At 62.6% G+C, this 19,571-nt stretch carries 18 protein-coding genes; 9 read left to right on the forward strand and 9 right to left on the reverse strand.

Annotation, left to right across the window (positions count from 1 at the left end; genetic code table 11):
• Positions 1-18: 18 nt before the first annotated feature.
• Complete coding sequence (locus tag GJ630_RS04860) at positions 19-234, forward strand: hypothetical protein (RefSeq protein ID WP_014041697.1); 216 nt, start codon at positions 19-21, stop codon at positions 232-234.
• 33 nt (positions 235-267) lie between these two features.
• Here the strand turns inward: GJ630_RS04860 and serA are convergent, their stop codons facing one another.
• Both serA and GJ630_RS19440 read right to left on the reverse strand, forming a co-directional pair.
• Entirely contained in the window at positions 268-1,854 is a 1,587-nt protein-coding gene (serA, locus tag GJ630_RS04865) for a phosphoglycerate dehydrogenase (RefSeq protein ID WP_151102696.1), read from the reverse strand.
• A gap of 148 nt (positions 1,855-2,002) precedes the next feature.
• Positions 2,003-2,170, reverse strand: a complete 168-nt coding sequence (locus GJ630_RS19440; RefSeq protein WP_014041699.1) for a hypothetical protein — start codon at positions 2,168-2,170, stop codon at positions 2,003-2,005.
• Between the two features lie 373 nt (positions 2,171-2,543).
• Here GJ630_RS19440 and GJ630_RS04870 point away from each other — a divergent pair, with 373 nt between their 5' ends.
• From GJ630_RS04870 to GJ630_RS04885, 4 genes are all read left to right on the forward strand, one after another.
• Positions 2,544-3,389: a CBS domain-containing protein gene (locus GJ630_RS04870; RefSeq protein ID WP_014041700.1), complete on the forward strand. Its 846-nt coding sequence runs from the start codon at positions 2,544-2,546 to the stop codon at positions 3,387-3,389.
• Positions 3,386-5,122: a glycine--tRNA ligase gene (gene glyS, locus GJ630_RS04875; RefSeq protein ID WP_191449477.1), complete on the forward strand. Its 1,737-nt coding sequence runs from the start codon at positions 3,386-3,388 to the stop codon at positions 5,120-5,122. Before GJ630_RS04870 ends, glyS begins: the two co-directional genes overlap by 4 nt.
• Positions 5,123-5,722, forward strand: coding sequence for a dolichol kinase (locus GJ630_RS04880; RefSeq protein WP_014041702.1), 600 nt, complete (start codon positions 5,123-5,125; stop codon positions 5,720-5,722). It begins immediately after the preceding gene.
• A 66-nt stretch (positions 5,723-5,788) separates the two neighbouring features.
• Positions 5,789-8,299 (forward strand): DEAD/DEAH box helicase, encoded by a 2,511-nt coding sequence (locus GJ630_RS04885; RefSeq protein ID WP_191449478.1) that lies wholly within the window; start codon positions 5,789-5,791, stop codon positions 8,297-8,299.
• Positions 8,300-8,305: 6 nt separating this feature from the next.
• On the opposite strand, the gene GJ630_RS04890 is transcribed toward GJ630_RS04885, so the two are convergent.
• Positions 8,306-9,115, reverse strand: a complete 810-nt coding sequence (locus GJ630_RS04890) for an Sjogren's syndrome/scleroderma autoantigen 1 family protein (RefSeq protein ID WP_191449479.1) — start codon at positions 9,113-9,115, stop codon at positions 8,306-8,308.
• A gap of 127 nt (positions 9,116-9,242) precedes the next feature.
• On the opposite strand from GJ630_RS04890, the gene mdh reads away from it, so the two are divergent.
• Both mdh and GJ630_RS04900 read left to right on the forward strand, forming a co-directional pair.
• Entirely contained in the window at positions 9,243-10,157 is a 915-nt protein-coding gene (mdh, locus tag GJ630_RS04895) for a malate dehydrogenase (protein WP_014041705.1), read from the forward strand.
• A 274-nt stretch (positions 10,158-10,431) separates the two neighbouring features.
• A complete protein-coding gene (locus GJ630_RS04900) occupies positions 10,432-11,694 on the forward strand; it encodes an RNA-guided endonuclease InsQ/TnpB family protein (protein WP_371726989.1) in 1,263 nt (420 codons plus the stop codon).
• 55 nt (positions 11,695-11,749) lie between these two features.
• Here the strand turns inward: GJ630_RS04900 and GJ630_RS20280 are convergent, their stop codons facing one another.
• From GJ630_RS20280 to GJ630_RS04915, 4 genes are all read right to left on the reverse strand, one after another.
• On the reverse strand, positions 11,750-11,875 hold the full coding sequence (locus tag GJ630_RS20280) for a hypothetical protein (protein WP_255359479.1): 126 nt from the start codon (positions 11,873-11,875) through the stop codon (positions 11,750-11,752).
• Between the two features lie 131 nt (positions 11,876-12,006).
• The gene (locus tag GJ630_RS04905; RefSeq protein ID WP_146417687.1) at positions 12,007-12,693 is read right to left on the reverse strand and encodes a Zn-ribbon containing protein; all 687 of its coding nucleotides are present in this window, start codon (positions 12,691-12,693) and stop codon (positions 12,007-12,009) included.
• The gene (locus GJ630_RS04910) at positions 12,693-13,076 is read right to left on the reverse strand and encodes a DUF2073 domain-containing protein (protein ID WP_004517591.1); all 384 of its coding nucleotides are present in this window, start codon (positions 13,074-13,076) and stop codon (positions 12,693-12,695) included. Before GJ630_RS04910 ends, GJ630_RS04905 begins: the two co-directional genes overlap by 1 nt.
• 4 nt (positions 13,077-13,080) lie before the next feature.
• Positions 13,081-13,722: an Era-like GTP-binding protein gene (locus GJ630_RS04915; protein WP_004590329.1), complete on the reverse strand. Its 642-nt coding sequence runs from the start codon at positions 13,720-13,722 to the stop codon at positions 13,081-13,083.
• Between the two features lie 933 nt (positions 13,723-14,655).
• Here GJ630_RS04915 and GJ630_RS04920 point away from each other — a divergent pair.
• Positions 14,656-16,230: a Cdc6/Cdc18 family protein gene (locus GJ630_RS04920; protein ID WP_050037284.1), complete on the forward strand. Its 1,575-nt coding sequence runs from the start codon at positions 14,656-14,658 to the stop codon at positions 16,228-16,230.
• Positions 16,231-16,299: 69 nt separating this feature from the next.
• Here GJ630_RS04920 and GJ630_RS04925 read toward each other — a convergent pair whose 3' ends face one another.
• Both GJ630_RS04925 and GJ630_RS04930 read right to left on the reverse strand, forming a co-directional pair.
• Positions 16,300-16,953: a S26 family signal peptidase gene (locus GJ630_RS04925; protein WP_014039041.1), complete on the reverse strand. Its 654-nt coding sequence runs from the start codon at positions 16,951-16,953 to the stop codon at positions 16,300-16,302.
• A gap of 128 nt (positions 16,954-17,081) precedes the next feature.
• On the reverse strand, positions 17,082-17,792 hold the full coding sequence (locus tag GJ630_RS04930; protein WP_146417688.1) for a S26 family signal peptidase: 711 nt from the start codon (positions 17,790-17,792) through the stop codon (positions 17,082-17,084).
• 88 nt (positions 17,793-17,880) lie between these two features.
• Here GJ630_RS04930 and GJ630_RS04935 point away from each other — a divergent pair, with 88 nt between their 5' ends.
• Entirely contained in the window at positions 17,881-19,449 is a 1,569-nt protein-coding gene (locus tag GJ630_RS04935) for a DNA-directed DNA polymerase II small subunit (protein ID WP_146417689.1), read from the forward strand.
• Positions 19,450-19,571: the final 122 nt, after the last annotated feature.

Below are 19,571 nucleotides of genomic sequence, written 5' to 3' on the forward strand. Positions count from 1 at the left end.
GGCGGTCCTGTCACGGGTATGGCCTCGTCCCGCGATTCAGCGCCGCCGTTCGACTCCGGGGACCGGTCGGGCTCCCCGTCACCATCGTCCCGACAGACGCCCAGTACGATCTATCAGATACAGATCGCGCTGCTGCGCTCGCAGGTGGCGACACTCGAAACCGCGCTCGAACAGGAGCGCGAACACCGCCAGGCCGTCGTCGACCGGTACGAGCGCCTTATCGACGGCAAATAAACTGCGACTGGCTTTCGAAAAATTCCGCTGACGTTACTCGTCGCCGAGTTCGACGTAGGTGGTCTCGATGATGCGACTGTCGCCGTTGAGTCGCTCGATGATGTCCTGTGGCGGCTGTTCGTCGAGGTTGTAGACGGACAGGGCCTCCCCGCCGATAGTCTCGCGGCCGTTGAACATCCCGGCGATGTTGATGTCGGCCTCGCCCAGCACGGTCCCGATGAACCCGATAGTGCCGGGCTCGTCGCGATTGCGGACGACCAGCATGTGCCCGTGGGGGACGGCCTCGATGCGGTGGTCGTCGATGCGGACGATACGGGGCTCCTCGCCGCCGAACTGGGTCCCACAGACGGAGACGGATTCCTCGCCGTCGGAGACGGTGACGGTGATGAGGCTCTGGTAGTCCTCGGAAGAGCGGGTCTTGGACTCGGTCACGTCGATACCCCGGTCCTCGGCGATCTGCGGGGCGTTGACGGCGTTGACCTGGAGATCCGACGGGGCGAACACCCCTTTCAGTGCGCTGGCGGTGACGTACTCCACGTCTTCCTCGGCGATGTCGCCAGCGTAGGTGACCTGCACTTCGGACATGTGACCGCCGAACAACTGCACGGCGATGCGACCGGCAGTATCGGCGAGGTCGAGGTACGGCCCGACCTGCTTGAACGTCGCCTCGTCCAGCGACGGCGCGTTCAGGGCGTTGGCGACGGGCTGGCCGTTGGCCGCGGCGATGATCTGGTCGGCCGTGGAGGTGGCGACATTCTCCTGAGCGGCCTCCGTCGACGCGCCCAGATGGGGCGTGACAATGATGTCCTCGACGTCGAGCAGCGGGCTGTCCTCGGGCAGGGGTTCCTCACCGAACACGTCGAGCGCTGCGCCCTTCAGGACGCCGTCCTCGACGGCTTCGGCCAGGGCCGGCTCGTCGATGATGCCGCCGCGGGCACAGTTGACGACGTAGCCGCCTTCGAGTTCGGCGAGCTCTTCCTCGCCGATCATGTTCTCCGTCTCGGGGGTCAGCGGCGTGTGGATGGTGATGAAATCGGACTTGGCGAGACAGTCGTCGAGCTCGTCGACGAGTTCCGCTCCGAACTGGTCAGCGCGCTCCTGGCTGATGTACGGGTCGAACGTGACGATGTCCATGCCCAGGCTGCCGAGTCGCTTGGCGACCTGCTGGCCGACGCGGCCGAAGCCGACGACGCCGAGCGTCTTGTTGTTGACTTCCGTGCCGAGGAACTCGCCTTTGGCCCACTCGCCGCTTTTCAGGCGGTCGTGGGCCTGTGGAATGGAGCGAGCCGTGGCAAACGCCATCGCGACGGAGTGTTCTGCGGCGGCGCGGACGTTGCCCTCGGGGGCGTTGGCGACGATGACGCCGTGGTCCGTGGCGGCGTCGATGTCGATGTTGTCCACGCCGATGCCGGCCCGGCCGACGATGATGAGGTCGGGCGCGGCCGCAAACACTTCCTCGGTGACTTCGGTGCCCGAGCGGACGATGAGCGCGTTCGCGTCGGCCACCGCGTCGAGGAGCGCGTCGCCCTCGACCTCGTAGGCTGTTTCGACATCGTGGCCTGCCTCACGGAGCCGCGTGAGACCGGCATCAGCGATAGGATCCGTGACGAGTACCTTCATACCGAATCGAACTTACTGGGGCGGCATAACGCTTGTTTTCTCCGTCCGAACGACTGCGTGCGGACACTCGGGACGGAGCGCCCGCGCCGCTGATAGGGTATCCTGCTTGGTGGGACCGTCAGCGAAAATCGAACCGACAGACAGCGGCCTATCGCCAGGCCGGGAGCGAGGCAGCATCCGCGAGCGGGGTTGTGAGATAGGCGTCGTCTCGGGTCACGTCAGCGACGATAAACTGATCCGTTGGACCCTCTTCGACGGATGCCATGATGTCTCCGTCCGCGACCATCTCAACCGGAGCGACAGTATCCGACTCCATGCATGATAATATGTAACAACCATATAAAAACTTAGCGAAACCCATAGAGGGCAGGAGTATGATCCAGAGCCAACTGTCTGACAATAGTTCGTACCCTGTCAGTACTGGGACGAAATGGTTCGTGGCCCAATACGGATAGGGCCTTACATCTCAACCATTAGAGTCTGTCTCCGCAGTTCTATTCATACCCAGATTCGGAACATCAATGTGACAGAAGACGTAGTTGTTTCCGAGGCGGTGCAGTCCCTGGGTTTCCGAGATGGCGTCTGCGCGGTCGCCGGCGATAGCCGATGGCCGCCCGGCGTGCTACCCGGATGCCGAAAACGGACGGATGTTAAGGACTTAGTAGATGCGGGAAGGAAGTTCTGGCAGTATGAACGTCGCAGACGCTATGACGCCACGCTCGGAGGTCGTCACGGTCACCATTCCTGGGACCCGTGATGACGCACTGGAGTACCTCCAGGAGCAGGCCTTCTCGTCGGTCCCGGTCATCAAGGAGACCGACGAGGGCGAGGAGTTCAGAGGGATTATTTCACGCGATGCGCTCATCGAGAGCCCCGACGAAGACCAGCTAGCCCTGCTCGTCGAGGAAGTCCCGGCGATCAGCGAGGACACGTCTATCGAAGCCGCCGCGCAGGTGATGGTCGAGGACGGCGAGCGACGCCTCCCCATCGTCGACGGCCAGCTCAAAGGGATCATCACAGTGACCGACGTGATTCGGTCCATCGCCAACGGCGACGTCGACGGCGACAAGATCGTCGGTGATCTCGCCAACCGCGACATCAACTGCGTGTACGAAGGCACGCCGCTGACCGTCGCCGAACGGGAGCTTTCCCACGCGAACGTCCCATACGGCGTCGTGCTCGGCGACGACGGCGACATGTCGGGGATGCTCACCGAGGTCGACATCATCGCGGTCGCCCGCGTCGTCGAGGGCGAGGACGACACCGGCGACTCCATCGCCAATCAGGACGACGACTGGGCCTGGGAGGGCATCAAAGCCGTCGGCGGTCGGTACATGCCCACCCGCAACGTCGAGCTCCCTGCCGAGCCCGTCCGCGAGTTCATGACCGCCGAGGTCGTGACGGTGAACAAGCGCCGCACCGCCGAGGAGGCGGCCCAACTGATGATCGAGCACGACATCGAACAGATCCCGCTGCTGTCGGGCGACGAACTCACCGGCATCGTCCGGGACATCGACCTGCTGCGAGGCCTATGAGCGAAGGCGAACGCCTCACCGAGCTGGCCAAGCGTCGCGGCTTCTACTTCCCCTCGTCGAGTGCCTACGGCGGCGCGGCGGGCTTTTGGACCTACGGGCCACAGGGCGCTGCGCTGAAATCGAACATCGAAGACGCCTGGCGGGACCGCTACGTCGTCAAGGAAGGCCATCAAGAGATCTCAGCACCCGACGTGATGCCCGAGCCCGTCTTCGAGGCCTCGGGACACCTCGACGGCTTCGACGACATGATCGTCGAGTGCGGCGAGTGTGGCGCGACCCACCGCGCCGACCACCTCGTCGAGGACAACACGGACATCGAGGAGGCCGAATCACTCCCCAACGAGGAAGTGATGGACCTCATCGCCGAGCACGGCATCGAGTGTCCCTCCTGTCACGCGTCCCTGGCCGACCAGCCGGTCGACAACTTCAACCTGATGTTCGAAACCAACATCGGGCCGGGGTCGTCGTCGCCGGGCTATCTCCGTCCGGAGACCGCACAGGGCATCTTCGTGGAGTTCCCGCAGCTCTCGGAGTACGCCCGGAATCAGCTCCCCTTCGGCGTCGCACAAATTGGGAAGGCCTACCGGAACGAGATCTCCCCGCGGAAATCCCTCGTCCGCGTCCGGGAGTTCACCCAGGCCGAACTCGAACACTTCATCGACCCCGAGGAAGACGAGCCGCCGCTGGCCGAGGTAGCGGACGTGACGCTCCCGCTGTACTCCGCAGCAGCACAGGAGAGCGAGGACGGCGGCCAGCGCGAACTCACGGTCCGCGAGGCCGTCGACGAGGGCGTCGTCGAGAGCGAGTGGGTCGCCTACTATCTGGGCGTCTCCAGAGAGTGGTACGAGCGCGTTGGCGTCGACATGGACCGCTTTCGCTACCGTCAGCACCTCGCCGGCGAGCGCGCCCACTACGCCTCCGACTGCTGGGACGCCGAGAGCGAGGTCGACAGCGACTGGATCGAGATCACGGGCTTCGCCTACCGGGGCGACTACGACCTCTCGAAACACGCCGAGCACTCCGGCGAGGACTACACAGTGTTCAAGCAGTACGACGAGCCGATTACCGTCGAGCGCGCGACCGTCGATCCCGACATGAGCTACCTCGGGCCGGAGTTCGGCGGGGACGCCGGCGCGGTCGCCGACGCACTCGAAGCGCTGGCCGAGCGGAATCCTGACGCCTTCGATGACGACGAGGTCACCGTCGAGGTCGACGGCGAGTCCCACACCGTCCCCGTCGAACAGACGAACTTCAGCGTCGACGAGGTTACCGAGAACGGCGAGCACATCCGCCCACACGTCGTCGAACCCTCCTTCGGCGTGGGCCGGATCATCTACACCGTTCTCGCACATTCCTACGAGAGCGACGAGGTCGACGGCGAGGAGCGGACCTACCTCGACCTCCCGCCGGAGCAGGCCCCGACCACGGTCGGCGTCTTCCCCCTGATGGACAAGGACGGGATGGCTGACCTCGCCACCGATATCGCCGAGGACCTCCGGGCCGCCGGTCTCTCGGTCACCTACGACGACTCCGGTGCCATCGGCCGGCGCTACCGCCGGCAGGACGAGGTCGGCACGCCCTACTGCGTCACCGTGGATTATGAGAGTCTGGAAGACAGCGAGGTCACGGTGCGCGAACGAGACACGACCGAGCAGAAACGCCTCCCCATCGACGGGCTCGCCGACCGGCTCGAACGGCTCGCAACCGGCGATCTGACCTTCGACGACCTGTAGATGGCCGACGAGGTATCCCGGCGGCTCGTCCACGTCACCGGTGCGGCGGTCCCGCTCGCACACCTGCTCCGGCCGGACCTGATTACATGGCGCGTCGTCCAGGGATTCCTGGCTGTGGCGCTGGTCGTGGTGCTGATTCTCGAAGCGGTGCGGCTGACCACCGGACTGGACTGGGTGGTGTACGACCGGCTCACCCGGGAGTACGAGCAGGACAACCCCGCCGGCTACGCGCTGTACATCGTCGGGATCGCCATCGTCGCCTTCGCCGTCGAACTCCCGAGTATGACCGAGACGGTCGCCGTCCCGGCGATGTTGATGCTCGCTATCGGCGACCCCATCAGCGGCCTGCTGGGCTCGGCTGATGCCAGCAACGTCAAACAGGCCTGGGTCCTGCTGGTGATGTTCGGCGTCTGTACGCTACTCGCCGCGCCGTTCGTTCCCCCCGCCGCCGCAGTGCTTGGCGGTATCGCTGCGACGTTCGCCGACGGCGTCAAGCCGCGTATCGCCGGCTACGTCATCGACGACAACTTCTCGATTCCGGTGCTCGGGGCGCTGGCGATGTGGGTCGGCGTCCAGTACCTGCCCGGCTTCGGCCTCTAAGGCCGTCCGTTCACTTTCACCGCGGTATCTGAACCCTTAACCACCGGCGGGACGAACGCGTGGGTAATGGCGACCACCGACGCCGGTGGCGAGCACGTCGAGCGCCCGCTGGTGACGCCGGAGTTCCTGGAGAACCGCCGCTACCAGACCGAACTGGCGGAAACGGCGAGCGGAGACCACACGCTCGTCTGTCTCCCGACCGGGCTGGGCAAGACGACCGTCTCGCTACTGGTGACCGCCGAACGGCTGCACGCCGTCGGCGGGAAAGCGCTCATGCTGGCCCCGACGAAGCCGCTGGTCCAGCAACACGCCGAGTTCTACCGTGAAGCCCTAGATATCGACGACGAAGATGTGGTCGTGTTCACCGGCGAGGTCCGACCCGACGACCGGGCCGCCCTCTGGGAGGACGCCCGCATCGTCATCGCGACGCCGCAGGTCGTCGAGAACGACCTCGTGGGCAACCGCATCTCCCTTGCCGACGTGACCCACTGCACCTTCGACGAGTGCCACCGGGCGACCGGCGACTACGCCTACAACTACATCGCCGACCGCTACCACGCCGACGCCGAGAACCCGCTGGTGACGGGGATGAGCGCCTCCCCCGGCGACGACGAGGAGGCAATACTCGAAGTGTGCGAGAACCTCGGGCTGAACGAGGTCGCGGTGATGACCGAAAACGACGCCGACGTGGCCGAGTACACCCACGACACCAGCGTCGACTGGAACCGCATCGAACTGCCCGATATCGTCGTCGAGATCCGTGACGCAATCAATGAGGTCATCGAGGACCGGCTGGACCAGCTGCGGGAACTCGGCGTCACGAACAAGTCTTCGGCGGACATCTCCGAGCGCGAAATCCAGCAGATTCAGGGCCAGCTTCGGGACCTGATGAACAACGACCAGAGCGAGGGCTACCAGGGGATGAGCTTTCTCGCGGAGGTCCGCAAGCTCCGGACTGCCGTCACGTACGTCGAAACGCAGAGCGTCGAGTCCCTGCGGCGGTACTTCGAGCGGCTGAAGGAGGCCGCCCGCTCCTCGGGCGCGTCGAAGGCCGACCAGCGCCTCGTCAGCGAGCCGAAAGTACGGGAGGCGATGCGGAAGGCCAGCGACTACGACGACCTGCACCCGAAGTTCCGCCAGACGCGAATGCTGCTCGCCGAGACGCTGGGCATCGAGAACGGCGAGCGCGTCATCGTCTTCACCGAGTCCCGCGACACCGCCGAAACGCTCGTCGACTTCCTCTCGGACCACTTCACGACCCAGAAGTTCGTCGGCCAGAGCGACACCGACGGCAGCGAGGGGATGACACAGAGCCAGCAACAGGAGACGCTGGACCGGTTCCGCAACGGCGAGTTCGAAGTGCTCGTCTCGACGTCCGTCGCCGAGGAAGGGCTGGACGTGCCCGAAGTCGACCTGGTGTTGTTCTACGAACCGGTGCCGACCGCGATTCGGGCCATCCAGCGGAAAGGCCGAACCGGCCGACAGGCCGAGGGCCGGGTCGTCGTCCTGCTGGCCGAGGACACCCGCGACGAGGCGTACTTCTGGAAGGCCCGCAACGACCAGAAGCGGATGAAACGCGAGCTGAACGAACTCAAAAGCGTCGCCGGCGAACTGGAGGCCCGCCTCGACCAGACCGGGCTCGACGAGTACGAGGACGGCGAAGGGACCGCTTCGGGTGGAACCAGCGAGGATGAAACCGCAACACGGAGCGGGGATTCCACTCGAAACAAAAGGGGTAGCGGAGCTAACAAGTCAGTCGAGGATGACGATGGCAGTGACGGTCAGGCCGGACTGGACGCCTTCGCAGACGACCCGTCGGAAGCAGCCGAGGTCGACAGCGAAGCGGCCACGGCCAACGAGGAGAATACCGGAACAGGGGACGACGAGGGAACGGTCGCCAGCGCCGGACGCGACGACGAGGACGACCCCGTCGAAATCGTCGCCGACCAGCGGGAACTCGACTCGAACATCGCCCGGGACCTCTCGACGCGGGACGGTATCGAGACCCGACTCGAAACGCTGGCCGTCGGCGACTACGTCCTCTCGGACCGCGTGGTCGTCGAGCGCAAGACCGTCGCTGACTTCATGGACACGCTGACCGGCGGCGACCGGTCGATGTTCGAGCAGGTCGGGGACGCCACGCGCAACTACGGTCGGCCCGTCGTCGTCATCGAGGGCGAAGACCTCTTCGGCGCGCGGAACGTCCATCACAAGGCGATCCAGGGCGCGCTCGCGTCGCTCGCGGTCGATTTCGGCGCGAGCGTGCTGCGGACCAGCGACGAGGACGAGACCGCCGACCTGCTGGAAGTCATCGCCGGGCGGGAGCAGGAGGTGGCCGACCGCGAGGTGAGCGTCCACGGCGAGAAACAGTCGAAGACGCTCCCGGAGCAACAGGAGTACGTCGTCGCCGCAATCGCCGAAGTCGGGCCGGTGACCGCGCGCACGCTGCTGGAAGCCTTCGGTAGCGTCGAGGCGGTGATGACCGCCGACAAAGACGACCTGCTGGAGGTGTCCGGCATCGGCGACGTGACCGCCGACCGGATTCGAGAAGTCATCGCCAGCGACTACGACCCGTAGCTCCGCTCAGAACCGCGTCGCGTCCAGCGCTTCCGCCGCTTCTCTCGCTGCCTGCAGATGCTCGCGAGCCTCGCGTGGGTTCTCGGTCGCCGCGGCGCGCTCGGCGAAGCGGTGGACAGTCTCGGCCAGTAGCGCAGACGCCGCATCCAGATTTGCCGCAACGTCACCGGCCCCACCTTCGGATGGCGCGGGCTGTCGAGCGGAAGCGGGGGGGTCCTGTGAACTGTTTCCAGGCTGCCGCTCGGATTCAGTGATCCGGTCAGCGGGGTTCGGAGCGCCGGTTCGGTCGTTCTGGGCGGGTGAATCGGGCTGGCTCCGGGGTTGTGTGGTCCTATCGCCCCCCGCTTCGGGTGGAGAATGCGATGCGTTCGTCGACGAGTCCGAGCGGGATGGTTCCTGAGGGGCGGAGGCAGCAGCGTCCGGTGTGGTCTGCCCGTCCGCCGCTCCGGCTTCGGCTGCAGTCTGGTCCGGCTCGTTGCTATCGTCGCCGAACTGGACGCGGGCCTCGTCGCTGGGGTCGGCCATCTCGATGTTGTCCCCGTCGCCCGTACTGTCCGCCGTCTCTTCGTCGCCGTCGTCCGTCTCCGCCCCGTCGGCCTGCGCGTCGCGAGCGACTGGCTTCTGACAGGTCGGGCAGAACTCCTGGCCGTCGTAGCGGAAGATGGGGTCGCCACACTCGCTGCAGTGGGCGTTCGTCATCGTCGCGCCCTTCAACAGGAGCTCACTCATCTGCTCGGTCGCCGCCCGGTTGTCCTCCTCCTGCTCGAATTTCTCGCGGAGTTTCTCGCGTTCGGCTTCCTTGTCGAAATCACTCATACGAGTCACAACGTCACGGGGCTGAAAACAGTTTACGGGTGCGAGACGTCGGTACTGGCTGAACGCTGTGCGGCGGAATCGGGGTTTCGACACGTTTAACGTTCGCGCCCGAGCCTTTCCGAATGGTATGACAAAGGTAAGCGTAGTCGGCGCAGCCGGCACAGTCGGCGCAGCCGCAGGGTACAACATCGCGCTCCGTGACATCGCTGACGAAGTCGTTTTCGTGGACATCCCGGACAAGGAAGACGACACGGTCGGGCAGGCCGCCGACACGAACCACGGCATCGCCTACGATTCGAACACGCGTGTCCGCCAGGGCGGCTACGAGGACACCGCCGGCTCGGACGTCGTGGTCATCACGGCCGGGATTCCCCGCCAGCCCGGACAGACCCGTATCGACCTCGCCGGCGACAACGCGCCGATCATGGAGGACATCCAGTCCTCGCTGGACGAGCACAACGACGACTACGTCTCGCTGACCACCTCCAATCCCGTCGACCTGCTCAACCGCCACCTCTACGAGGCCGGCGACCGCTCGCGTGAGCAGGTCATCGGCTTCGGCGGCCGCCTGGACTCCGCGCGGTTCCGCTACGTGCTGAGCGAGGAGTTTGACGCCCCGGTCCAGAACGTCGAAGGGACAATCCTCGGGGAACACGGCGATGCACAGGTCCCCGTGTTCTCGAAGGTCCGCGTCGACGGCACCGACCCCGAGTTCAGCGACGACGAGAAAGAGCAACTGCTCGGCGACCTGCAGGAATCGGCGATGGACGTCATCGAGCGCAAGGGCGCGACCGAGTGGGGGCCGGCACGCGGCGTCGCGCACATGGTCGAAGCCATCCTCCACGACACCGGCGAAGTGCTACCGGCGTCGGTCAAGCTCGAAGGCGAGTTCGGGCACGAGGACACCGCCTTCGGTGTCCCGGTCCGTCTCGGGAGCAACGGCGTCGAAGAGATCGTCGAGTGGGATCTTGACGACTACGAGCAGGACCTGATGGCCGACGCTGCCGAGAAGCTCTCGGACCAGTACGACAAAATCTCGTAACCCGGCATCGCTCGCAACCGTCGGATTTCGGGACGGCATCCGTCCCGAGCTGTATTTTTCGCCTCGCCAGCGGTGTGAGAGACGTGGCTGTAACTGTGAGTGGCGCTCCCTGACGAACCGTGATCGTTACGGGAAAACGAGGAGAAAGCCTCGCCGTTCACGGCGGGCATGAATCCGACAAATTGGCGTCATGCTACACCCGTAGCTACGGCTGGATATTCCACTATTAGACATCACCCGAACAATTATATAAGTAATAATACTATGCTTACGTGTGTCGAATCAGGTCGTCACTCGGACACTGAAAGCGAGTGTCACTAATCACTCGCAAGTCTCTGACGACCTTGATTCGCATGGCTTCGCCGCCAGCAAACTCTGGAACATCGGGCGATGGACAATCTCTCGTGTTTGGGACGCTATCGACCATATCCCAAGCGCCGACGAACTCTGCTCGTACCTCAAAAATCACGAACGCTACGCGGACCTACATTCTCAGTCCAGTCAACGAGTTCTCCAAGAACTTGGTGAGGCGTTCATCTCGTGGTACGAGCAGGACGATCCTGACGCGAATCCGCCCGGTTATCGCAAACACGGCGACGAACACCCGCGTTCAACCGTGACGTGGAAAAATAAGGGCTTCAAACTGGATACCGAGTACAACCGCGTTCGTCTCTCAAAGGGCACGAATATGAAGGAGTCTCGGTACGCCGCAGACTACATCCTCTGTGAATACACGATCCAAGCAGACGACCAGACGCTTTCCGATGTTGAAACCGTCCAGACGGTGCGTTCTGTCTGGACTGGCAACCAGTGGGAACTGCATTTCGTCTGCGAAATGCAGATTGAAACGTCGGAGAGTCCCGGCGAGAAGACGGCTGGTGTTGATCTTGGTATCTGCAACACGGCGGCTGTCTCTATCGGTGACGAGACGCTATTGTATCCGGGCAACGCCCTGAAAGAAGATACTCACTACTTCCGTCATGAAGAATACAACACAGAGGGTGAAAACGGCCCGAGCAATGAGGCACAGCGACTTCGACAAAAGAAGTCCCGGCGGCAAGACCATTTCTTGCACGCACTATCGAAAGATATTGTGGAGCAATGCGCCACTCGCAATGTCGGGACGATAGCAATAGGTCATCCGAAAAAGATTCGTGACGACTCTGATTGGGGACGCCACGGGAACAAGCGGCTGCACGATTGGGCGTTTGAAACGCTGTTGAGCCACATTGAATACAAAGCCGAAGAACGCGGCATCAGTATAGAGCGCGTTCCCGAAGGCGGATTAAAAACCTCGAAAACATGCTGTGAGTGTGGCACAGAAGCGGATTCTAACCGTGTTGAGCGCGGGTTGTATGTGTGTTCAGAGTGTGATTTGGTTGCGAACAGTGATCTGAATGCGGCGGAGAATATGCGAGCGACGGTAACTCCGAGTCCGTCACAGGATAGGAGTAACGGCTGTTTGGCACAGCCATCGGTGCGCCTGTTCGATAAATCAACGGGCAGATTACGCCCACAAGAACAGGTTGTCCCGTAGACCACAATATCCCAACGGCAGTCGGGAATCTTCGCCCTTCAGGGCGGAGAGGATGTCAAGCGGGTTCGTCCTGGTCGTCAAGCAAGTCGCTGTCGCGCCCGTCGTCGTCGATATCAGCACCGAGGAGTGACGCCCACTCTTCGAGGTGTGAATCCGATGTCGAGAGTTCTCGGTGGCTCATGGCGTTATCCGAAGCATCCACGGCATATTATATAATGGTTGTGCCCGCGTTGATACTCAATGGAGTGTGCAGCCGTTCTACGGCGTAATTCGGGCTAACGAATATATGAAAGCGGCAATAAGACCGTTCGGTCACTCGGAACGGATGGTTTCGGGAACCTGAATCGAGTAGTGCCCGTCTTCCTGCAGCGCAATGATGTATTCCTCGCGGTCGTACAGTTCCATCAGGTTCAGTTCGTACTGGCCGGGTTCCAGTACCTTGATCGACTCGAACTGGTCGTTGAGTTCCGCGCGCAGTTCCTCTAGGTCGGGCCGGTCTTCCTGCTCTGGTTCCGCCGGTGGGTCAGGGTCCGCACCGACAGGGCGGAACTGGTGTTCTGCTTCGGACGCCGACGGTGCGTCGGACGGAAGTTCGTCCGGTTCGACGATATCGCCGCGGGCACTAGCCTGGGCTGAATCCTCGGACGCAGACGTGCGGTCGGGTTCGGTCGACGGCGAGCCGGACGTGTGGGATGGGTCACTCGGCTGTGAGTCAGCCGACCGGTCGGCGTCGAGATGGGACTGCTCGGCGGGACGGTCGCCGTCCGGAGCGGAGCCACTGACGAAGTCACGTACCGAGGCGGCGGTCTTGCCGACGGTACGGGCGACAGTGCTGTCAGGTCCCGGTGGTTCCGGTGGCTCCGCATCCGGCATTTCGGAGATGTCGGCCCCCTCGGGCTGATACTGGAACTTGTTCCCGCCGCAGTTGGGACAGCCCGAGAGCATCTCCTTCGACCCGTCGTCGAAGCCACGGCCACAGTCCGTACACTGGTGGGGCATTATTTCCGGGAGACGAGGGCGCTGATGAGCGTTTCGTCCTTGTGGAGCGTCTCTATCTGGTTCGCCGGCCCGATGACTGTCAGCTTCTGGGTCGACTGTTTGCCCATCAGCCGGTCGAGGATGCTGGCGTCGGCGGCCTCGGACTTGGGGTAGGTCTCGATTTCGATGCCGTTGAACTCGTCGGGGCTGATCTCCGTCATCGTGACTTCGATCAGGCGGGACTCCTCGTCGGGGGAGAGTCCCTCTTCGAGAATGACGATGTTGCCGTCACGAACCCCGTCGAGAATCATTCGGATCTTCTCCATCGAGGCCAGTCCGGCCATGCGTTCGCCGCTGATGAGGTCGATTTGGACGCCGTCGTCTGGGTCTTTGACTTCTGCCATTATATCACCCGAAGTACTCCGCGATTTTGTCGTAGACTTCGTCCATGTTGTCTCCCTCGAGCGCCGAGAGCGGAATCGTCTCGTGCTGGGGGTAGGCGTTTCGGATGCGCTGGACGGAGGACTCCTCCAGATCGATCTTGTTTGCAAGAATCAACACCGGCAGGTCCTGACTCTCGATGATGCCGATGAGCATGGTGTTGACCTGCGTGAACGGATCAGTCGCGGAGTCAAGCACGTAAATGACGCCGTCGACGTCCTCGCGGAGCCAGTGCATCGCTTCGGCGACGCCCTCGGTCGCTTCGCGGGAGCGACGGACGGCGTCGTCTTTCTCCATGTCGTGTTCGAGGAATTCGGTGTAATCGACCTTCGTCGTCACGCCGGGCGTGTCGACGATGTCGATTGTCACTTTCTTCCCGTCGCGTTCGATCTCGACGTTCTCCTTTCGGCGCGCACGGCGAGTCTCGTGTGGAACGTGACTCTCCGGACCGACGGCGTCGCCAGTCCAGTCCCGTGCGATGCGGTTCGCCAGCGTCGTCTTGCCGGCGTTCGGCGGGCCGTAGATACCGATCCGCTTCGGATCCTCTTCGGAGAACAGCGTCGATGCCGCGCGTGAGATGCTATCTTTGAGGTTTGTTAACAATCCCATCCTATCCTCCCGCCGCCCGGAGTCGTCCGGTATGGCGGCTCTGCCCGTAAAAGATAGGCGAATTCACTTAAGCCTACGTCAGACATTAGTCCTTTTTCTGACATGGGGAGGCATAGCACAGATCAGCGTGTGCGCGTTTCCGCGGATGCAATCGGGACGGGAACTGTTCGGGTGGAGTCCGGTCATCCGAAACCCAGCGATTCGGATTAGGGGTGGACCATCCTAGCCCCCCACCCCTTTGTTTCAGGTGGAACGACAGACATCCCTGGGGAGGGGGTGGAGAATTACCGATCAAATCGGGAGCGGACCAGCTGTTCAAATCGGCGCGACTCGCCATACCGCTAGTTAGAACGGCCTAGACACTAGAAAACTGTATACTACCCTCTACTAGGGATTTGTTTTATCTAGTGCGGCTTTGGTTTATGAGGCAGTGTATTAAATCTTTCCTCTTACTAGAGGACATTTTCGTCACCCTCACCCCCTCCCCCCGGGCCTGTTTCCCGTTCCACCGGAAACGAAGGGGTGGGGGGGTTGGCCCGTTACGGTCGCTTTGTCCTACAGGTCCCGTCCTTCCGTGGTACCACCACTCGTGTTCACACAGCGTACCAGCTCCCGGAACCACTCCATGGCTCCCCTTCCCTTCCACTCATTCCCCTGCCGTACCATGCCCGTCTAACCCAGTGAAACTGAAGCTATAGTCCTCTTTACGACAACGGAACCCATGCGGGAGCACTCATAAATATGCCAACATATATGTTTCATGGGTGGTGTACCGAAATATTTAATATCGACTCACGGTACGGTTCATGTGGTTCAACTGGACGCACCGGAGAGCGATGATGCTCACTAACGACGGTACTGACGCACTCCTCGCTCCCTCTGTTCCGGTGTCTCCAACTCTCTCCACACGAAACGAAGGGGACTCTCTCGACTATGACTGACGAAAGCGACAACTCGGCCCCGGCATCCGACCCGTCGACGACAGAGACGTCGAACGACGCCGACGGGTCCGACGAGCAACTCGATGTCGAAACGGACTCCGGGGCATCGACCGGGCCGTCCGATCTCGACGACGTTATTCTCGACAATCTCGATGCCGGATCCGACGATCCCTCAGACGAGGCGTCCCGCGGCCTGTTCGACGACCTTCTCGAAGGGGAACCCATTTTCGAGAACAAGGAGGTCCTCCGCCCCTCCTACACGCCGCACAAACTCCCCCACCGCGAGGAGCAGATCAACAACATGGCGACGATTCTCGTCACCGCCTTGCGCGGCGATACGCCGTCGAACATCCTCATCTATGGCAAGACTGGAACGGGGAAAACCGCGTCCGCGAAGTTCGTCAGCGAGGAACTCGAAACGACCTCACAGAAGTACGAGGTTCCCTGTGAAGTGGAGTACATCAACTGCGAGGTGACCGACACCCAGTACCGCGTGCTGGCCCAGCTCGCGAACAAGTTCATCGACAAGAACGCCCAGCTCATCGACGACCGCATCGCCGAACTCGAAGATCTCCGATCGCGTGCACGCGAGAACGCGGCTGCACTCGAAGAGACGGCGTTCGATTCCCTCGACGACATCGAAACCGAAATCGAATCGCTGGAAGCCGACAAGGCGGAGTTCGAGGAAGTCCCGATGACGGGGTGGCCGACGGACCGGGTGTACAGCTCATTTTTCGATGCCGTCGACTACCACGAGCGCGTGGTCGTCATCATGCTCGACGAGATCGACAAGCTCGTCGAGAAAAGCGGCGACGACACGCTGTACAACCTCTCCCGGATGAACTCCGAACTGGAGAACTCCCGCGTCTCGATTATGGGCATCTCGAACGACCTGAAATTCACCGACTTCCTCGATCCACGGGTCAAGTCCAGCCTTGGTGAAGAGGAAATCGTCTTCCCCCCCTACGACGCGAATCAGCTTCGGGACATCCTCCAGGCACGCTCGGACGTGGCGTTCAAAGGCGACGCGCTCACTGAGGACGTCATCCCGCTGTGTGCGGCCTTCGCCGCACAGGAACACGGGGACGCACGCCGGGCGCTCGACCTCCTCCGGACGGCCGGCGAACTCGCCGAGCGTGACCAGACGGACAACGTCCTTGAAGACCACGTCCGGCAGGCTCAGGAGAAGATCGAACTCGACCGCGTCGTCGAGGTCGTCCGGACGCTCCCCACGCAGTCGAAGATTGTCCTCTTTGCCATCATCTTGCTGGAAAAGAACGGCGTCCACAACATCAACACCGGCGAGGTGTTCAACATCTACAAGAACCTCTGTGAGGAGATCGACGCCGACATCCTGACACAGCGCCGCGTCACCGACCTCATCTCGGAGCTGGATATGCTCGGCATCGTCAACGCCGTCGTCGTCTCGAAGGGCCGCTACGGGCGCACGAAAGAGATCTCCCTCTCGGTTCCAACCGAAGAGACGGAGGCGGTGCTCCTGTCGGATTCGAGACTCGGCGATATCGACGACGTCCAGCCGTTCGTCCAGGCCCGGTTCGACAACTGACCTGCGAACTGTATTCGCGCTCGACAGCTCGGCCGTTCCAAGTGAAAAAATCCCCTTCGAGTGATACGGCTACCCGGCCGCGGTTCCGTTCACCGCTGTGAGTCCTGTCTCGTTCGTCATCGTCGGCTCCGTCTCGTCTGTTACTTCACCAGCCGTTCCGGCCTTGTTCCACTGGAGTCGGACCTGTCCCAGCAACGGGACCCGTATCTCTGCCGTACCGACGACCCACCCGGGTTTGACCGGTTCGCTGATGGGGGGAGAGCCGACCTGATCGTATCGGCCGTTTTTGTCGCCCTTGGTGATGAAGCCGGCGTGGTCGGCCGGACAGGAGCTGAGGTCGTCGCAACTGTCCGCACTGCCGATGTAGTCCTTGTTCGCGCGGTCGTACCAGTTCTCGTCCTCCTCAACCCACAGCATCGCTCGGTGGATGATCGGAGTCTGCCGACTGTTGCCGTCGGGCTCGTATACGATAACGTCGCCCGGACGCTGGAACGTCCGGTAGCTGTCGTCGTTCGCTGCGGTGACGACACCCCCGTGATCACCCGGGCCGGAGAACCGCTCCTCTTCCATCACGAACACGAGGTCGCCTTCCTTGATATGGGGGTCCATGCTCGGGCTTTCGATAGCGACGAGCGGAGGCCACACGCCGCTGACGGCGAACAGCAACACCCCGACGAGCAGGACTGAGCCGGCGCTACTGACGATATCGGCCACGTACATCATCCCTCCCGGCCTCTCGGTTTCGTCTCCATCCGACGACCGACGGTCTGACCCGGCCATTCGTACCACGAATACTCGGAGGCGGCCAATCAACTTTCTGTTGTTGGACCGAACGCTATCTTCCGATTTGCTCAGGCTGCCGCTGGTGCTGTAGCTCCTCCGACCGGTATCGACACCGACGTGTGCCATAGCTGAGACGGTTGGACTCGGACGTATCCGAGACGAGGGATTCGGAAGGTCCCGGTTCCAATGACCCACTCCGGGCGGACAACGGTGCTTGCCCCGGTGACCTGATCGTATCTAGTATTGGTTACTTTGTTGTCACCTTTCGTAATAAACCCAGCATGCGGCGCCGGACAGTTCTGTAGTTCGTCGCAACTGTCCGCGCTCCCGACATACGTCTGGTTCGCGCGGTCGTACCAGTTCTCGCCGGCATCGACCCACAGCATCGACCGGTGGATGATCGGCGTTCGCTGCTCGTTACCGTTGGGTTCGAAGACGATGACGTCCCCGGGCTGCTGAAAGGTCCGATAGCCGGTCTCTGTCCCGGCCGCTGCCGTTACAACGCCGTGACGGGCCGCCTGTCCCGAGAAGCGCTCCGCGTCCATGACGAACACCATATCGCCGGTGTCGATGTGTGGCTCCATGCTCCCGCTTTCGATGGCGACCAGTGGCGGCCACACCCCGCTGACAGCAAACAGGAACGCGCCGACGAGCACCACTGCCCCGACGCTCGTACCGATGTCACGGACGTATAGCGCGAGACGAAACGCAGGGCTGGCCTCCACAGACTCCTCTGTCCCGTCTGGAGGCGTGCTACTGGTCGATTCGTCCCGGCCCATCCTATCTCGGATTGCCGACAGCGGGGTATCAATCTTGTGACGGCCGTTGGTTCGCTATCCTTTTGGCCGCAGACACTGAGTGTGGAACGTGCCTCTGGAGACGCCGGCACGAATCGTCAGCGAACTCGCGAGCCGCGGCTACAACGCGGAGCGCGAGGCAGTGACTCGGATCGCCGACACATCGGACCCATCGGCGACGCTGGAACGTGCACTCGAAACCCTCCCCGACGACGCGCTGAAGCTGACAACAGACCACGTCGACTCCGTGATTGAAGCGACAGAAGCCACCGGGGGATCGCCGAATACCGAACCAAACCCCGGAAACGAAACTACCGGCACTCCACCCAATTCACACCCCTCCGTTTCGACTGGAACAGGTGCAGCCACGTCGACCGAACCGGGTGGGTCCGTTCCACCTGAAACGGGGGGGTCACGGGACGTGGACACATCCCTCCGGGCAATCGAAGTCGCGAACGACATGACCGGCCAGTCTACCGGGACCGGCGAGTACTCGGACTTCGTCTCGGTGTTCCGGGACCGCTACGAGAAACTAGCGAGCAAACTGCGCGGCAGAGTGAACCACCGACCGACTGACGCCATCGAGAACATGGGTGGCGGCAGCGACGCTGCGCTGATCGGGATGGTCTCGGACATCCGCTCGACCGCTAGCGGGCACTGGCTCGTCGAACTGGAGGACACGAACGGGACCTTCCCCTGCCTCGTGATGAAAGACCGGCCTATCGCCGATCTGGTCCAGCAGTTGCTTATGGACGAGGTCATCGCCGTCGAGGGGACGCTGGCCGACGACGCCGGCATTCTATTCGTGGACTCGCTGTACTTCCCGGACGTGCCCCGAACGCACAGTCCTTCGACCGCCGACCGGCACGTTCAGGCGGCGCTCATATCCGACGTCCACGTCGGGAGCCAGGAGTTCATGGAGGACGCCTGGCACCGCTTCACCGACTGGCTCCACACCTCCGAAGCCGAGAACGTCGAGTACCTGCTCATCGCTGGCGACATGGTGGAGGGCGTCGGTATCTATCCAGAGCAGGACGAGGAACTGGACATCATCGACATCTACGACCAGTACCGCGCGTTCTCGGAGTACCTCAAGGAAGTCCCGGGCGACATGGAGATTCGGATGATTCCGGGCAACCACGACGCCGTTCGGCTGGCTGAGCCCCAGCCCGGCTTCGACGAGGAACTCAGAGACATCATGACTGCTCACGACGCTCAGGTCCACTCTAATCCCTCGCTGGTCACCGTCGAGGGCGTCACAGTGTTGATGTACCACGGCGTTTCGCTGGACGAGGTCATCGCCGAACTCCCCGACGAGGAAGCGAGCTACGAGGAGCCACACAAGGCGATGTATCAGCTCCTGAAAAAGCGCCACGTCGCGCCGCAGTACGGGGGCCACACCCGGCTTGCCCCCGAGGACCGCGACTATCTGGTCATGGAGGAGGTCCCGGACGTGTTCCACACCGGCCACGTCCACAAGCTCGGCTGGGGCGAGTATCACAACGTCGTTGCGCTGAACTCCGGGTGCTGGCAGGCCCAGACCGAGTTCCAGAAGAGCGTCAACATCGACCCGGACGCCGGCTTCGCGCCGATTCTAGATCTGGATACGCTTTCGATGACGGTCCGGAAGTTTACCTAACCACCTTTTTCCACGGGGGCCTCGCGCTCGCCGGGGCCGAGCGCTCAACCCCCGTACAAAAACGTGGGCGAAAAAGGCCGGACGCTCACTCCGTTCGCGTCCGGTGAAACCGGTCGCCAGGC

Origin of the sequence: Haloarcula sp. CBA1122 (assembly GCF_009741785.1) — an archaeon.
Lineage (GTDB): Archaea > Halobacteriota > Halobacteria > Halobacteriales > Haloarculaceae > Haloarcula > Haloarcula hispanica.

Bases quoted from the DNA above. Each gene is read 5' to 3' on its own strand.
- GJ630_RS04860 (WP_014041697.1), top strand. From the start codon at position 19: ATGGCCTCGTCCCGCGATTCAGCGCCGCCGTTCGACTCCGGGGACCGG.
- serA (WP_151102696.1), bottom strand. From the start codon at position 1,854: ATGAAGGTACTCGTCACGGATCCTATCGCTGATGCCGGTCTCACGCGG.
- GJ630_RS19440 (WP_014041699.1), bottom strand. From the start codon at position 2,170: ATGGAGTCGGATACTGTCGCTCCGGTTGAGATGGTCGCGGACGGAGAC.
- GJ630_RS04870 (WP_014041700.1), top strand. From the start codon at position 2,544: ATGAACGTCGCAGACGCTATGACGCCACGCTCGGAGGTCGTCACGGTC.
- glyS (WP_191449477.1), top strand. From the start codon at position 3,386: ATGAGCGAAGGCGAACGCCTCACCGAGCTGGCCAAGCGTCGCGGCTTC.
- GJ630_RS04880 (WP_014041702.1), top strand. From the start codon at position 5,123: ATGGCCGACGAGGTATCCCGGCGGCTCGTCCACGTCACCGGTGCGGCG.
- GJ630_RS04885 (WP_191449478.1), top strand. From the start codon at position 5,789: ATGGCGACCACCGACGCCGGTGGCGAGCACGTCGAGCGCCCGCTGGTG.
- GJ630_RS04890 (WP_191449479.1), bottom strand. From the start codon at position 9,115: ATGAGTGATTTCGACAAGGAAGCCGAACGCGAGAAACTCCGCGAGAAA.
- mdh (WP_014041705.1), top strand. From the start codon at position 9,243: ATGACAAAGGTAAGCGTAGTCGGCGCAGCCGGCACAGTCGGCGCAGCC.
- GJ630_RS20280 (WP_255359479.1), bottom strand. From the start codon at position 11,875: ATGAGCCACCGAGAACTCTCGACATCGGATTCACACCTCGAAGAGTGG.
- GJ630_RS04905 (WP_146417687.1), bottom strand. From the start codon at position 12,693: ATGCCCCACCAGTGTACGGACTGTGGCCGTGGCTTCGACGACGGGTCG.
- GJ630_RS04910 (WP_004517591.1), bottom strand. From the start codon at position 13,076: ATGGCAGAAGTCAAAGACCCAGACGACGGCGTCCAAATCGACCTCATC.
- GJ630_RS04915 (WP_004590329.1), bottom strand. From the start codon at position 13,722: ATGGGATTGTTAACAAACCTCAAAGATAGCATCTCACGCGCGGCATCG.
- GJ630_RS04920 (WP_050037284.1), top strand. From the start codon at position 14,656: ATGACTGACGAAAGCGACAACTCGGCCCCGGCATCCGACCCGTCGACG.
- GJ630_RS04925 (WP_014039041.1), bottom strand. From the start codon at position 16,953: ATGATGTACGTGGCCGATATCGTCAGTAGCGCCGGCTCAGTCCTGCTC.
- GJ630_RS04930 (WP_146417688.1), bottom strand. From the start codon at position 17,792: ATGGGCCGGGACGAATCGACCAGTAGCACGCCTCCAGACGGGACAGAG.